This is a genomic window from Microbispora sp. H10836, assembly GCF_012999525.1.
Classification (GTDB): Bacteria; Actinomycetota; Actinomycetes; order Streptosporangiales; family Streptosporangiaceae; genus Microbispora.
Genome location: NZ_JABBWU010000001.1, coordinates 169,652 through 185,308, shown reverse-complemented (window position 1 = coordinate 185,308; position 15,657 = coordinate 169,652). Strand labels below are relative to the sequence as shown.

General features: G+C 71.8%; 9 protein-coding genes. 6 read left to right on the top strand and 3 right to left on the bottom strand.

Annotation, left to right across the window (positions count from 1 at the left end):
- Positions 1-112: 112 nt before the first annotated feature.
- On the bottom strand, positions 113-967 hold the full coding sequence (locus tag HHX30_RS00805; protein WP_169978339.1) for an LLM class flavin-dependent oxidoreductase: 855 nt from the start codon (positions 965-967) through the stop codon (positions 113-115).
- Between the two features lie 214 nt (positions 968-1,181).
- On the bottom strand, positions 1,182-2,732 hold the full coding sequence (locus tag HHX30_RS00800; protein ID WP_169978337.1) for a bis-aminopropyl spermidine synthase family protein: 1,551 nt from the start codon (positions 2,730-2,732) through the stop codon (positions 1,182-1,184).
- Between the two features lie 159 nt (positions 2,733-2,891).
- Here HHX30_RS00800 and gltB point away from each other — a divergent pair, with 159 nt between their 5' ends.
- The 4 genes from gltB (at position 2,892) to HHX30_RS00780 (ending at position 11,306) form a co-directional block, all read left to right on the top strand.
- A complete protein-coding gene (gene gltB / locus HHX30_RS00795) occupies positions 2,892-7,418 on the top strand; it encodes a glutamate synthase large subunit (RefSeq protein ID WP_169978335.1) in 4,527 nt (1,508 codons plus the stop codon).
- Between the two features lie 66 nt (positions 7,419-7,484).
- On the top strand, positions 7,485-8,969 hold the full coding sequence (locus HHX30_RS00790; protein ID WP_169978333.1) for a glutamate synthase subunit beta: 1,485 nt from the start codon (positions 7,485-7,487) through the stop codon (positions 8,967-8,969).
- A 178-nt stretch (positions 8,970-9,147) separates the two neighbouring features.
- Positions 9,148-10,785: a S8 family serine peptidase gene (locus HHX30_RS00785; protein ID WP_249349516.1), complete on the top strand. Its 1,638-nt coding sequence runs from the start codon at positions 9,148-9,150 to the stop codon at positions 10,783-10,785.
- 104 nt (positions 10,786-10,889) lie between these two features.
- On the top strand, positions 10,890-11,306 hold the full coding sequence (locus tag HHX30_RS00780) for a DUF2784 domain-containing protein (protein WP_169978331.1): 417 nt from the start codon (positions 10,890-10,892) through the stop codon (positions 11,304-11,306).
- Here the strand turns inward: HHX30_RS00780 and HHX30_RS00775 are convergent.
- On the bottom strand, positions 11,227-11,925 hold the full coding sequence (locus HHX30_RS00775; protein ID WP_169978329.1) for a hypothetical protein: 699 nt from the start codon (positions 11,923-11,925) through the stop codon (positions 11,227-11,229). The two genes, HHX30_RS00780 and HHX30_RS00775, sit on opposite strands and share 80 nt — an antisense overlap.
- Positions 11,926-12,188: 263 nt before the next feature.
- Here HHX30_RS00775 and pyk point away from each other — a divergent pair, with 263 nt between their 5' ends.
- Complete coding sequence (gene pyk, locus HHX30_RS00770; RefSeq protein ID WP_169978328.1) at positions 12,189-13,619, top strand: pyruvate kinase; 1,431 nt, start codon at positions 12,189-12,191, stop codon at positions 13,617-13,619.
- 130 nt (positions 13,620-13,749) lie between these two features.
- The gene (locus HHX30_RS00765; protein ID WP_169978326.1) at positions 13,750-15,537 is read left to right on the top strand and encodes an ABC transporter ATP-binding protein; all 1,788 of its coding nucleotides are present in this window, start codon (positions 13,750-13,752) and stop codon (positions 15,535-15,537) included.
- Positions 15,538-15,657 lie beyond the last annotated feature (120 nt).

The window sequence follows — 15,657 nt, the reverse complement described above, 5'->3', positions numbered from 1 at the left end:
TGCCACCCCTCCGCTGCACGGTGCCACCCTTCCGTCGCGCGATGCTTTCGCCTGCCGGCACTTGACGTTTCTTTCAACGATATCTGACCATGTGTATACGGCCCTGTCCTGATCATGTGACCGCCGCGCCGGCGGCTCTCACGGCCCGCGACGCTTCCAGGATCTCCGCGGCGTCCTCCACCGCGGCCTGGCAACCCTCGGTCACGTGCACGCCGGCGGCGTTCAGGACGACCTCGTCCACGCCTGCCCGCTCGTATTCGTGCAGGGCCGCCATGATCTGCTCCGGCGTGCCGAAGACGAAGATCCCGCTGTCCACGAGCCTGCGCGCACCCGACCCGGGATCACGGGGATCCACGCCGCAGCCGGCGCGACGCAGCATGTCGGCGTAGTGCGGAGATCTCAGATGGCCTTGGGCCGCCGCGTACGCCAGATGAGCCGCGTCCCGCCCGGGTCGCGCGATCGCCACGTGCACGACGGTCGTGATACGCGGTGGAGGGCGGCCGTCACCAGCGCCCTCCCGCAGGGCGGGGGCGATCGTGCCCTTGACGTAGTCGGGCGGGGTCATCCAGGTGATCGCGACGTCGGCGCTTTCGCCGGCGGCGCGGGCCATGCCCCGCCGGAGCACACCCGCGCCCAGTTCCACCTCCACCCGCCGGGCCGGCCCCACGGCCGGGTCTCCGGCCCGGTCTCCGAGCGGGGGCAGGACCGGGTTCGCGCTGTCCAGGAACGCGCGGACGCCGAGCAGGTAGTCGCGGACCGCGACGGCGGGACGCCGGTAGGGCTCCCCCCGGACGTACGCGACGAACTCGGGCGTGGCGGCCACGAACCCGGCTGTCACCGGAGCGCCGGTGAGCAGTGCCAGCGACCGCGCCTCCACGGCGGCCTGCAGCGGAGGCCGCATCGGTGTCAGGGAGACCGACGTTCCCACGGGAATCCGATATCCGGCCCCCGCCATGAAGGCGAGCATGCGACTATCGGTAGTCTTCCCCGTCCAACCCCGGCTCGGAATCGAATCCCAGCCGTACGCGGAGCTCGTGCGACGCGGCAGGGCCGAGCGGTTCTGGATGGGCACATCGCTCTTCGTCGACACCCATCACAGCTGGTCGTACGGCATCCGGGGCAATGCGGCGACCGTCATGTGCCGGGACGGCCGAAGAACGGCTGGGCCAGATTCCTGCGGATCACGTCAGGCCCGGGACGGCGTGCCGGAAGGCGGCCAGGCGGTGGAGGGGGAGTTCGAGCGGCGTGGCGTCGAGCGCCCACGGCGCGGTCTCCTCGACGGCCGCCCTCGCCTGCCGCTTGGTGAGACCGGCCGTACCGGTCAGCGCCTCCCGCCAGGTGTTGGCGACCTTTCCGTGCGCGCTGTCCATGATCTTGCGTGCCACCCGCTCGGGACCGCTCGCGGGCGGCGCGAGCCGTACGGCGTCGAGCACGTGGCCGGTTCCGCGGGGCGCGACGGTCAGCGAGTAGACGGGGGCCAGCAGCGCGGCCAGCGCGGTCGGGTCCGTGATCGGACCGGCCGTGAGCACGCGCACGTGCCGGGCGCGCGTGGCGAGCAGCAGGCGGGGCAGCGCCGCCTCCAGCCCGGCCGGCACGGCGATCGCCACGCGCCCGGGATCCGCGGCGTACGGCTTGGCCAGCAGGGTGGCGAGCCGGGTACGCGGCACCTGCGGCAGCAGGCCGCGCGGCCAGTCGCCGGCGAGCAGGTCCGGTCCGAACGCCGCCACGGCCGCCTCGTCCGGCGGCGCCGCCGGGGCGGACTCGACGGCCTGGGGGCCCTGCGTGTAGATGGCCGTGGCGAGGCGGTCGAGCCGGGCGGCGATCGCCGGCCACGTCTTCGTGGTGGGGCGCAGCACGTACAGGTCCGCCGCGCTGCCGATCGCCTCCGCGCCGTGATACCGGTTGAAGTGCGGAAATATCGCCTCTTGCAGCAGGTTGAGGTCGATGAGAGCCTTCTGCACTTTGAGGGCAAGCATCGGAGTGCGCTCGGAGGCGCCGTAGGCCACCAGGATGCGTCCCTGGTCGCGGTCGCGCAGGCCCTCGGCGGCGCGGGCGGCGAACAGCCCGATCCCCTCCGGCGTGTACGGCGGGTCGGTGATCGCGAGGTCGGCCCAGCCGCGCAGCGACGGCGGCAGGCCGAGGCGCAGGTCCGCCCAGCGGGTGCGCACTCCCAGGTCCTGGGCGTCGATGTACTCCAGGATGCGGTCGTCGATGTCGGCCACGGCGACCTCGACCTCGGGGTGGACCATCCGCACGGCCAGCGAGGTCAGGTCGTGGTCGCCGACGCACAGCAGGCGGGCGCCGGGCAGCCAGAACCGCCGCCCCAGCAGCAGGGCGCGGCGCAGCACGGTCTCCGCGGTGGCGGAGACGTGGTCGAGCGCGTGCCGTCCCCGGGGGGCCCCGGCGATCAGGGCCTTGAGGCGGTCGAGCGTCTCGGCGTGCGCCTCGACCATCCCGGAGACCGGATTCCCCAGACCGGAAATATCCGTATCAATCCCGACGTTGTAGCGGTTGACCTGATCGCTGGGAATACGGACGCGGTCGCCGCTGTGCTCGAGGGGGAGCAGTCGCAGCAGCGACTCGATCGTCCGCCGCGACGTCGCGGTCTCCCTGACCAGGTCGGACAGGGTCCACCAGCGGCCGCCGGACAGGAGCGCCAGCGCTCCGCGCAGGCGCAGGCCGTCCACGCCGGCCTCCGCGAGCAGTTCGTCGATCGCCTCATGACCACTCATGCGCAAACCATATCCACGGCGCTGACCTGTGAAGGTTCGCGAAGCGGACCTGGGGGGCACTATTCCGGCAGCGTGTTGTAATCTCTTAAGCACTCAACCCGCAGCAGGGCCAGCGTCGTCCCTCTGTTCCACGCAGACGTTGACGACGGGAGTGACTACATGCCTGCTGCCCGCCTTGGCCTTCCCGGAGGTCTCCCCGAGCCCCAGGGACTCTACGACCCCGGATTCGAGCACGACGCCTGTGGCGTAGCCATGGTGGCCGATGTCGCGGGCCGCCGCAGCTACGACATCGTCGCCAAGGCACTGACCGCGCTCCGCAACCTCGACCACCGGGGTGCCAGCGGCAGCGAGCCGGACACCGGCGACGGTGCGGGCATCCTCACGCAGATCCCCGACGCGTTCTTCCGTGCGACAGTGAACTTCCCGCTGCCGCCCGAGGGCGCGTACGCCGCGGGCACCGCGTTCCTGCCGCTGGACGAGCAGGCGAGGGCCACCGCGATCGGCCTCATCGAGCAGATCGCCGCCGAGGAGGGCGTCACCGTCCTCGGCTGGCGCGACCTGCCGGTGGACCGCGACCTGCCCGGCGCCACCGCGCGCGCGGTCATGCCCCACTTCGCCCAGTTGTTCGTCACCTCGCCCGGCGGCGAGACCGGCGTCGACCTCGACCGGATCGTGTTCGCCTTCCGCAAGCGGGCCGAGCACGAGGCGGACGTCTACTTCGCCTCGCTGTCCTCGCGGACGATCGTCTACAAGGGCATGCTGACCTCGCTGCAGGTCGATCCGTTCTTCGCCGACCTGTCCGACGAGCGCTACGTCAGCGCCATCGCGCTGGTCCACTCGCGCTTCTCGACCAACACCTTCCCCTCCTGGCCGCTGGCCCACCCGTACCGGTACGTCGCGCACAACGGCGAGATCAACACCGTGCGCGGCAACCGCAACTGGATGCGCGCCCGCGAGGCGATGCTCGCCACCGGCCTGATCCCGGGCGACCTGCGGCGGCTGTTCCCGATCTGCGACCCCGACGGCTCCGACACCGCCTCGTTCGACGAGACGCTGGAGCTGCTGCACCTCGGCGGCCGGTCGCTGCCGCACGCCGTGCTGATGATGATCCCGGAGGCGTGGGAGAACCACACCGAGATGGACCCGGCCCGCCGGGCCTTCTACGAGTTCCACTCCACGCTCATGGAGGCGTGGGACGGCCCCGCGTCGATCACCTTCTCCGACGGCACGCTGGTCGGCGCCGTCCTCGACCGCAACGGCCTGCGCCCGGGCCGGTTCTGGGTGACCGACGACGGCCTGGTCGTGCTCGCCTCCGAGGCGGGCGTGCTGTCCGACATCCCGCAGGAGAAGATCGTCCGCAAGGGCCGCCTGCAGCCGGGCCGCATGTTCCTGGTGGACACCGCGCGCGGCCGGATCGTCGAGGACGACGAGATCAAGGCCGAGCTCGCCGCCGCCGAGCCGTACGGCGAGTGGCTGCACGCGGGCCTGGTCCGCTTCGAGGAGCTGCCCGAGCGCGAGCACGAGCACCCGGCCCACGAGGCGCTGGTCAAGCGGCAGCAGACCTTCGGCTACACCGAGGAGGAGCTGCGGGTCATCCTCACGCCGATGGCCAAGAACGGCGCCGAGCCGATCGGCTCGATGGGCACCGACAGTCCGGTGGCCGTGCTGAGCGAGAAGCCGCGGCTGCTGTTCGACTACTTCAGCCAGCTGTTCGCGCAGGTCACCAACCCGCCGCTGGACGCCATCCGCGAGGAGCTCGTCACCTCGCTGCAGTCGACGATCGGCCCCGAGGGCAACCTGCTCGACCCCGGCCCGGCCTCCTGCCGCCGGCTCGTGCTGCCCTACCCGGTGATCGACAACGACGAGCTCGCGAAGATCGTCCACATCAACGACGAGGGCGCGCTGCCCGGCTTCCAGCCGTACGTCGTGTCCGGCCTGTTCGACGCGGCCGGCGGCGGCGAGGCGCTGGTGCGGCGGCTGGAGGAGATCCGTCAGGAGGTCTCCCGGGCCATCGAGGACGGTGCGCGGATCATCGTGCTGTCCGACCGCGGGTCCTCCCGCGAGCGGGCGCCGATCCCGTCGCTGCTGCTCACCGGCGCGGTGCACCACCACCTCATCCGGGAGAAGTCCCGCACCCGGGTCGGCCTCGTGATCGAGACCGGCGAGGCCCGTGAGTGCCACCACATGGCCCTGCTCATCGGGTACGGCGCCAGCGCGATCAACCCCTACCTCGCCCTGGAGACGGTCGAGGACATGATCGCGACGGACCGGCTCGACCTCGACCCGCGCAAGGCCGTGCGCAACCTGATCAAGGCGTACGGCAAGGGCGTGCTGAAGGTCATGTCCAAGATGGGCGTGTCCACGGTCGCCTCCTACACCGGCGCGCAGATCTTCGAGGCCCTCGGCCTCGGCGCCGAGGTCATCGATCAGTGCTTCACCGGCACCACCTCCCGCCTCGGCGGCGTCGGCTTCGACGTGCTCGCCACGGAGGCGCTGGAGCGGCACGCGCGGGCCTACCCCCGCGCGGAGAACCCGCACCGGCGGCTGGAGGTCGGCGGCGAATACCAGTGGCGCCGCGAGGGCGAGCCGCACCTGTTCAACCCGACCACCGTCTTCAAGCTGCAGCACTCCACCCGCACCCGGCGGTACGAGATCTTCAAGGAGTACACGTCCCTCGTGGACGGGCAGTCCGAGAAGCTCATGACGCTGCGCGGCCTGTTCAAGCTGCGTCCCGCCGGCGCGCCCGTGCCGATCGACGAGGTCGAGCCGGTCGAGTCGATCGTCAGGCGGTTCTCCACCGGCGCCATGTCGTACGGCTCCATCTCGATGGAGGCGCACGAGACGCTGGCCATCGCGATGAACCGGCTCGGCGCCAAGTCGAACACCGGCGAGGGCGGCGAGGACCCCGAGCGGCTGTACGACCCCGAGCGGCGCAGCGCGATCAAGCAGGTGGCCTCCGGCCGCTTCGGCGTGACCAGCGAGTACCTCGTCAACGCCGACGACCTGCAGATCAAGATGGCGCAGGGCGCCAAGCCCGGCGAGGGCGGCCAGCTGCCCGGCCACAAGGTGTACCCGTGGATCGCCAAGACCCGGCACTCCACGCCCGGCGTCGGTCTCATCTCGCCGCCGCCGCACCACGACATCTACTCGATCGAGGACCTGGCCCAGCTCATCCACGACCTGAAGAACTCCAACCCGCGCGCCCGCGTCCACGTGAAGCTGGTCGCCGAGGTCGGGGTCGGGACCGTGGCGGCGGGCGTCAGCAAGGCCCACGCCGACGTCGTGCTGATCTCCGGCCACGACGGCGGCACCGGCGCCTCCCCGCTGACCTCGATCAAGCACGCGGGCGCCCCCTGGGAGCTCGGCCTGGCCGAGACCCAGCAGACGCTGCTGCTCAACGGGCTGCGCGACCGCATCGTGGTGCAGGCCGACGGCCAGCTCAAGACCGGCCGCGACGTGGTCATCGCGGCGCTGCTGGGCGCCGAGGAGTACGGCTTCGCCACCGCTCCGCTGGTCGTGTCCGGCTGCGTCATGATGCGGGTCTGCCACCTCGACACCTGTCCGGTGGGCGTGGCCACCCAGAACCCCGAGCTGCGCAAGCGGTTCACCGGCAAGCCCGAGTTCGTGGTGAACTTCTTCGAGTTCATCGCCCAGGAGGTGCGCGAGTACCTCGCCGAGCTCGGTTACCGCTCGCTGGACGAGGTCATCGGACGGGCCGACCTGCTCGACACCACTCAGGCCGTCGAGCACTGGAAGGCCTCCGGCCTCGACCTGTCGCCGATCCTGCACCAGCCGGAGCTGCCCGAGGGCACCGCGCGCCGCAAGGTCGTCGAGCAGGACCACGGGCTCGATAAGGCACTGGACAACACCCTGATCCAGCTCGCCGAGGGCGCGCTGAACCTCGGCGAGCCGGTGACGCTGGAGCTGCCCATCCGCAACGTCAACCGCACGGTCGGCACCATGCTCGGCCACGAGGTGACCAAGCGGTACGGCGGCGCCGGCCTGCCGGACAACACGATCGACGTGTCGTTCACCGGGTCGGCCGGCAACTCGTTCGGCGCGTTCGTGCCGCGCGGCGTCACGCTGCGGCTGACCGGCGACGCCAACGACTACCTCGGCAAGGGCCTGTCGGGCGGCCGGATCGTCGTCCGCCCGCACCCCGACGCGCCGTTCGAGGCCGAGACGCAGGTCATCTCCGGCAACGTCGGCCTGTACGGCGCGACGTCCGGCGAGGTCTTCGTCCGCGGCATCGTGGGCGAGCGGTTCTGCGTCCGCAACTCCGGCGCGACCGCCGTCGTCGAGGGCGTGGGCGACCACGGCTGCGAGTACATGACCGGCGGCCGGGCCGTCGTCCTCGGGCCGACCGGCCGCAACTTCGCCGCCGGCATGTCGGGCGGCGTCGCGTACGCGCTCGACCTGCGGCCCGAGCGGGTCAACCGCGAGATGGTCGAGCTGGAGGCGCTGGACGACGAGGACGCCGAGTTCCTGCGGGAGATCGTCGACAGGCACTTCGCGGAGACCGGGTCCACGGTGGCCAAGGCGCTGCTGGCCGACTGGGACACCGCGCTCGGCCGCTTCTCGAAGGTCATGCCGTCGGACTACAAGCGGGTCCTGCTGGCGCGGGCCGCCGCCGAGGCCGAGGGCCGCGACATCGACGAGGCGGTCATGGCCGCCGCCCACGGGTGACGCCGATGCGGATCATCGCGACCGTCTCCATGACCGTTTCCACGCAGCGATAAGGGGGGTACACCGATGGCTGACCCGAAGGGGTTCCTGACACACGGGCGCGAGCTGCCGGCGCGCCGCCCGGTCGACGTCCGCATCCGTGACTGGCGCGAGGTCTACGAGGACTTCCCCAAGCCCGCGCTCACCAAGCAGGCGGCCCGCTGCATGGACTGCGGCATCCCGTTCTGCCACAACGGCTGCCCGCTCGGGAACCTCATCCCCGAGTGGAACGACCTCGTCTACCGCGACGACTGGCGTGAGGCGATCGAGCGGCTGCACGCGACCAACAACTTCCCGGAGTTCACCGGCCGCCTGTGCCCGGCGCCGTGCGAGTCGGCGTGCGTGCTCGGCATCAACTCCGACCCGGTCGCGATCAAGCGAGTCGAGGTCGAGATCGTCGACCGCGCCTTCGCCGAGGGCTGGGTCACGCCGCAGCCGCCCGCCGTGAAGACGGGCCGTAAGGTCGCGGTCGTCGGATCGGGCCCGGCCGGCCTCGCCGCCGCGCAGCAGCTCACCCGCGCGGGGCACGACGTGGTCGTGTTCGAGCGGGCCGACCGCATCGGCGGGCTGCTCCGCTACGGCATCCCCGAGTTCAAGATGGAGAAGCGGCACGTCGACCGCCGTATCGCGCAGATGGAGGCCGAGGGCACCGAGTTCCGCACCGGCGTCGACGTCGGCGCGGACGTCACGGTGGCCCGGCTCCGCGAGGAGTTCGACGCGGTCGTGCTGGCGGGCGGCGCCACGGCGTGGCGCGACCTGCCGGTGCCCGGCCGCGAGCTCAAGGGCGTCTACCAGGCGATGGAGTACCTCCCGCCGGCCAACAAGGCACAGGAGGGCGACTTCCCCGAGTCGCCGATCTCGGCGGAGGGCAAGCACGTCGTCGTGATCGGCGGCGGTGACACCGGCGCCGACTGCATCGGCACGGCGATCCGGCAGGGGGCCCTTTCCGTCACCCAGCTGGAGATCATGCCGAGGCCGCCGGCGGCCCGCCCGGGCAGCCAGCCGTGGCCGACGTACCCGCTGCTGTTCAAGATGGAGAGCGCGCACGAGGAGCTCGAGGCCGGGGCGGGCGACCGGGTGTACGCCGTGTCCACCACGGAGTTCGCCGGCGACGACGAAGGCAACGTGCGGGCGCTGCGCCTGGTCGAGGTCGAGGGCCCGGCGGCGGGGTTCAGGCCGATCCCCGGCACCGAGCGGGAGATCCCGGCCGAGCTGGTCACGCTGGCGATGGGCTTCCTCGGCCCGGAGAAGGGCCCGCTGCTGAACGACCTCGCGGCGCTGTCCGGCGACCCGGAGTCGTTCTTCGACGCCCGGGGCAACGTGGCCAGGAACGCGTCGTACGAGACGTCGGTCGAGGGCGTGTTCGCGGCCGGCGACATGGGCCGGGGCCAGTCGCTGATCGTGTGGGCGATCGCCGAGGGCCGGTCGGCGGCGGCGGCGGTCGACCGCTACCTGAGCGGGCGGACCGTCCTGCCCGTTCCCATCCCGCCGACGGCGCGGCCTCTCGTCTGAGATGTGAACCGGCGGCCGTGGTCCCAGGGGACCGGACCACGGCCGTCCGGCTTTTAGGGGATAAAACGGGCATATCCCAGTTCGGCGGCCGGCTTGCGAGCGCGCGCGGCTGCCGGGAGGATGCTTCAGCCCGGATCGAGGGGCCCCGGCACCGGGGGCCCGCAACCGAGGAGGATCGTTGTACGCACGGGGGCGGCTCGCCGGGGCCATCATGTCCATCACGTTGCTCGGCGGGCTGGGGGCCGCGGGCCTGCAGGGGACGGCGACCGCGTCCGAGCCCTCGCAGGACTACCTGGTCTTCTATACGGACGGCGGCCGGGCCGCCGCGCAGCGGGCGGTCGAGGCGGCCGGAGGCACGGTGCGGGCGCGGGACGACAAGCTCGGCTACCTCGTCGTGCGCGCGTCCGACCCCGTGAAGATCGGCGCCGACCCCTCCGTGGTCGGCGTCACGCTCGACCGTCCCGTCGGCAAGGCCGCGGACGCGCCCGCCTCCGCCGGCGCGCCGGCCGCTGTGACGCGCGTGGCGGACGTCAGGAAGGCGCCCGGCGGCGACCCGCTGTCGGACCGCCAGTGGGACATGAAGATGATCGGCGCCACGCCCACCGGCTCGTACTCCAAGGCCCGGGGCAGCCACAAGGTGCTCGTGGGCGTCATCGACACCGGAGTCGACGGCGCGCACCCCGACATCGCGCCGAACTTCAACCGGGCGCTGAGCCGCAACTTCGTGATCGACCAGCCCACCGACGAGAACGGCAAGAAGCTCGACGGCCCCTGCGAGCACAAGGGCTGCAAGGACCCGGCGGACGTCGACGACGACGGTCACGGCACCCACGTCGCGAGCACGATCGGCTCGCCGATCAACGGCCTCGGCGTCAGCGGGGTCGCCCCCGACGTCTCGCTGGTCAACCTCCGCGCCGGCACCGACTCGGGCTTCTTCTTCCTCAAGCCCACCATGGACGCCCTGGAGTACGCCGCCGACGTCGGCGTCGACGTGGTCAACATGAGCTTCTACGTCGACCCCTGGACGTTCAACTGCGCGAACAACCCGAGCGACACGCCCAGGGAGCGGCTGGAGCAGCGGGCGATCCTGGAGGGGATGCGCCGGGCGGTCAAGTACGCCCGGGCGCACGGCGTCACGCTGGTCACGGCCATCGGCAACTCCGGCGGCGACCTCGGCAAGCCGAAGGCGGACACCGCCAGCCCGGACTTCCCGCCGGGCGCGGAGAAGAAGCGGCCCGTCGACAACACCTGCCTCAACGTCCCCGCCGAGCTCGACGGCGTCATCTCGGTGTCCTCGGTCGGCCCCAGCGGGCGCAAGGCGGGGTATTCCGACTACGGCGTCGAGCAGACCGACATCGCCGCGCCGGGCGGCGACATGTTCGACGGCGGCACCGATCTCAAGGGCGCGACCCGGGAGATCCTGGCCGCCGCCCCCGAGCACGTCCTGCGGGCCAAGGGCCTCCTCTTCGCCGACGGCAAGCCGAAGACGGCCTCGGTGATCCGCGACTGCCAGGGCGGCAAATGCGCCTACTACCAGTACCTGGAGGGCACGTCCATGGCCGCGCCGCACGTCACCGGCGTGGCGGCACTGATCATCGGCCGGTTCGGCAAGCCGGGCAAGGGTGGGCTCCAGATGGACCCCGCGCAGGTGGAGCGCCTGCTGTACGCGACGGCGATCCCGAAGGGCTGCCCCTCGCCCCGGACCTACCGCTACGGCACCGGCGAGACCCAGGTCTGCGAGGGGCCCGCGGCCAAGAACGGCTTCTTCGGCCACGGCCTGGTCGACGCCGCCCGGGCCGCCACCGTCTCGCCCTGAGCCCGTCGATCTGAGCCCGTCGATCTGAGTACGGGCCTGAGTAGCCCGCCGGATGCCCCCGCGGGCCATGGCGGCCTACCCTCCTTCGCGGAGGAGGGCAGATCATGATCTACCGGCTCGTCTGGCAGGCCACGATGGTGGCGCATTTCCTCGTCATCGCCTACATCGCCCTGGGCGGCTTCCTCGCCTGGCGGCGACCCCGGCTGATCTGGCCGCACCTCGGGCTGTGCGCCTGGGGGCTGGTGCAGCTCGCCGGGCTCGTGGAGTGCCCGCTGACCGCGCTGGAGAACTGGGGGCGGGCCAGGGCGGGGGAGCGCGGCCTGCTGCCCGGCGGCTTCATCGACACCTACATCGAGGGTGTCGTCTACCCGGAGGCGTACGTCACGCACGTGCGGCTGGCCGTGATCGCCGTCGTGCTCGCCTCCTGGGCCGGGCTCGCGGTCAGGATCCGCCGACGCCGCACACGTCCTGCGCGTACGACAGGAACGTCCGCTGCACCCGAGCCGGAGGCGTCGCGATGAGGTAGCGCCTCTCGCCGCCGCCAACGATCCCGTAGACGGGGAACAGGTAGGCCTTCTTGGCCTCGGCGAAGGCGTGCCAGTCGCAGCGCATCGGGGTGACCTCCACGGGGATCTCCAGCCGCGTGGCGTCCGCCGCGAGCACCGCCACAGGCCGGCGTTTCCCGGAGCGGGGAAACAGCGTGTAGTGCGTGGTGGCGCCGAGGTCGTCGATCGTGATCGGCTCCGATCCGCCTTTCCTGGTGACGACGAGGTCGCCGTGGAGGGCCCGGCCCGCCCGGGTCCACGCGTCCCCGAACGTCACGTCCACCGACCGGCGCAGGATGTACGCCCCGCACTCGGCCTTCACCAGGCCGTCCAGGGTGGGATCGGGGTGGCGGACCGGGAACTCCACCTTGCGCGGCGGTCCGTCGGCGACCTGGATGTGCGCGACCACCGTGGCCGGCTTGACCGGAGGGATCGTCGCCGGATCGCAGCGCGCCTCGCCGTACGGGATCCGCAGGTCCGTGCGCGGCGTCCTGCCGAGGGTGGTGTCCACGCGGGTCGGCGGGAGCGTCGCGAACGAGCCGGTGACCAGCTGGACGTCCCGGAAGCGCACCGGCGTGCCGGTGTCGTTGCGCACGGAGACTTCCAGTGCGTGGGACGCCTCGTCGCTGCGCCATTGGTTGAGCGATACCGAAACGCCCGTCGGCGGGGCCGTGGATTCGGTACCCTGGCCTCCGCACGCGGCCAGGGTGAACAGCGCCGTTATTACCCCCCAGGTCCGGGTACGTCCCATGGCTGCCAAGGCTAGGGCACGCGGATGATCGCGTGAAGTGTCTGAACATTAGGCGACGGCTGTGTGCGCCGTCACTGCAAGTGGTCTGTACCAATTAGGGTAGTGCTGTGAGTCGTCGAGCAAAGATCGTCTGTACCCTCGGGCCCGCCACCTCCTCGCCGGAGCGCCTACGCGAGCTCATCAAGGCGGGCATGAACGTCGCCCGCTTCAACCTCTCGCACGGCAGCCACGAGCTGCACAAGGAGGTGTTCGACCGGGTCAGGGCCGCCGCCGACGAGCTGGGCTGCGCCGTCGGCGTCCTCGCCGACCTACAGGGTCCCAAGATTCGTGTCGGCCGCTTCGCCTCCGGTCCCGTGCGGCTCGGCTACGGCGACGTCTTCACGATCACGACCGAGGACGTCCCCGGCGACCGGGACATCGTCTCCACCACGTACGAGGGCCTGCCGGGCGACGTCAAGCCGGGTGACACGATCCTCGTGGACGACGGCCGGCTGAACCTCGAGGTGACCGCGGTCGAGGGGCCCCGCGTCGTCACCCGCGTCGTCATCGGTGGCATGATCTCGGACAACAAGGGCCTCAACCTCCCCGGCGTCGCCGTCAGCGCCCCCGCGCTCACGGAGAAGGACGAGGAGGACCTGCGCTGGGCGCTGCGCACCGGCTTCGACATGATCGCCCTGTCGTTCGTCCGGTCGCCGGACGACGCCGCGCTCATCCACGCGATCATGGAGGAGGAGGGCGTCAGGCTCCCGCTCCTCGCCAAGATCGAGAAGCCGCAGGCCGTCGACTGTCTCGAGGAGATCGTCGACGCCTTCGACGGCGTGATGGTCGCCCGCGGCGACCTCGGCGTCGAGCTTCCGCTGGAGCAGGTGCCGATCGTCCAGCGCCGCATCATCGAGCTGTGCCGGGAGAAGGCCCACCCGGTCATCGTGGCCACCCAGATGCTCGACTCGATGATGAGCGCCCCCAGGCCCACCCGCGCCGAGGCGTCCGACGTCGCGTACGCGGTGATGGACGGCGCGGACGCGGTGATGCTGTCCGGCGAGACCTCGGTGGGCACCTACCCGATCGAGTCGGTCGCCACGATGGCCCGCATCGCGGTCGCCGCGGAGGGCACCTACCTGCAGGCCACCCACACCCTGGAGCGCCTCCCGGAGACGACCGGCGGTGCCATCGCCCGCGCCGCGGCCGAGGTCGGCGCGATCGTCAACGCCAAGGCCCTGGTCGCGTTCACGATGTCCGGCGAGACCGCCCGGCGTCTGGCCCGCTACCGCTCGCCGATCCCGCTGCTGGCGTTCACGTCCAACCCGCTGGTGCGCGGCCAGCTCGCGCTGACGTGGGGTGTGGAGACGTTCGAGGTGCCGTTCGTCCACCACACCGACGACATGGTCCGCCAGGTGGAGGCCTCGCTGCTGTCGCTCGGCGTCTGCGAGAAGGGCGACAAGATCGTCGTTGTGGCCGGCTCGCCGCCCGGCAACCACGGCTCCACCAACTCGCTGCGCGTCCACACCATCGGGTCGGCGGTCGCCCACCCGCGCTGAGGCGGCTCCGCCGGGCTGTGACACCCGGCGGCGGGCGAAAACCTCTTGAAGGCGCGGCGCCCTTCGACGGAGCATGGCAGGAGCGAGTCGTCCTGTCCTGTCAGACGCCGGAGGAGCGCTGCGCCCGTTGATGGACTCCCCACAGGCACAGGCACCGGGGCCCGGTGTCCGCCGGTCCTCGTGGGGCTCGTTGTGGCGGTTGCGGTCCTACCTGCGCCCGTACGTGCGCAGCCTGGTGGTGTCCTGGCTCGCGGCGCTGCTCGGGATCGCCGCCGGCACGGTGATCCCGCTCGTCGGCAAGGAGATCATCGACGGTCCCGTGGCCCACGGGGATCGCGGCGGGCTGGTCCCGCTCGGGCTGCTTGCCCTCGGCCTCGGCGTCGCCGAGGCGGTCCTCACGTTCGTCCGCCGATGGTCGCAGGCCGGGCCGGTCCTCGGCCTGGAGACCGCCATCCGCGACGACCTCTACCGGCACCTCCAGCGGCTGCCGATGAGCTTCCACGACCGGTGGCAGTCGGGCCAGCTCCTGTCCCGGGCGACGACCGACCTGTCCACGATCCGCCGGTTCCTCGGCTTCGGCGTGCTCTTCCTGATCATGAACATCCTGCAGCTCACCGCGGTCACCGTGGTGCTCCTGCGGATGTACTGGCCGCTCGGCCTGGTCGTCGCCGTCTCCGCCGTCCCGGTCGTGGCTTTGTCGCTGCGGTTCGAGCGGCGCTACATCGTCATCTCCCGGCAGGTGCAGGACCAGCAGGGCGACCTCGCCACGCTGGTCGAGGAGTCGGCCGTGGGAATCCGCACGGTCAAGGCGTTCGGCCGGCGCGGGCACGTCTTCGCGAACTTCGCCGCCGCCGCGCGCGAGATCCGCCGCACCTCGCTGTCGAAGGTGCGGCTGGCCTCGCGGTTCTTCACCTTCCTCGAGGTCGTGCCGAACGTCACGCTCGCCCTGGTCCTGCTGCTGGGCGCGATCGCGGTCGGCGCCGGCGCGCTGACGCTCGGCACGCTGGTCGCCTTCACCACGCTGGTCCTCCAGCTCGTCTGGCCGGTCGCCTCGCTCGGCTACATCCTCGCCATGGGCCAGGAGGCGATGACCTCGGCCGATCGGGTGGTCGAGGTGCTCGACACGGTGCCCGCGATCAGCGGCGGCCCGGCCGTCATCGAGCGCCCGCGCGGCCACGTGCGCTTCGAGGGCGCGGGGTTCCGCTTCCCTGGGGCCGACGGTCCGGTGCTGCGCGATGTGTGGCTGGAGGTGCGGCCGGGGGAGACCGTCGCCCTCGTGGGGGCCACCGGGTCGGGCAAGACGACGCTGACCGCGCTCGTGCCCCGGCTGCTCGACGTCACCGCCGGGCGCGTCACGATCGACGGGCACGACGTGCGGGACCTGTCGCTGGCCTCGCTGCGCTCGGTGGTCGCCACCGCGTTCGAGGAGCCCACGCTCTTCTCGATGAGCGTGCGCGAGAACGTGACGCTCGGCCACGGGCACGCCTCCGAGGAGGAGATCAGGCAGGCGCTGGAGATCGCGCAGGCGGCGTTCGCCTACGACCTGCCGTGGGGCCTCGACACCCGCATCGGAGAGCAGGGGATGTCGCTGTCGGGCGGCCAGCGGCAGCGGCTCGCGCTGGCCAGGGCCGTGCTCGGCAGGCCGCGGGTGCTCGTCCTCGACGACACCCTGTCGGCGCTCGACGTGGAGACCGAGGCGCTGGTCGAGGAGGCGCTGCGGCGAGTGCTCGCGGAGGCCACCGGCATCGTCGTGGCGCACCGCGCCTCGACCGTGCTGCTCGCCGACCGGGTGGCGCTGCTGCGCGACGGTACCGTCACCCACGTCGGCCGCCACGGCGACCTGCTGTCGGACGTGCCGGAGTATCGCGAACTGCTCGCCCAGGACGCCGACCTCGACCCCGAGGGATCCATCCGATGACCCGCGAAACGGGAAACACCGAGCGAGCGGGAAACACCGAGCGAGCCGGAGGGTCGCGCCGCCGGTCTGGACTGAGGAACGCGCGCAGCGAGGAACGAGCGAGCACGTGACGAGGGAAGA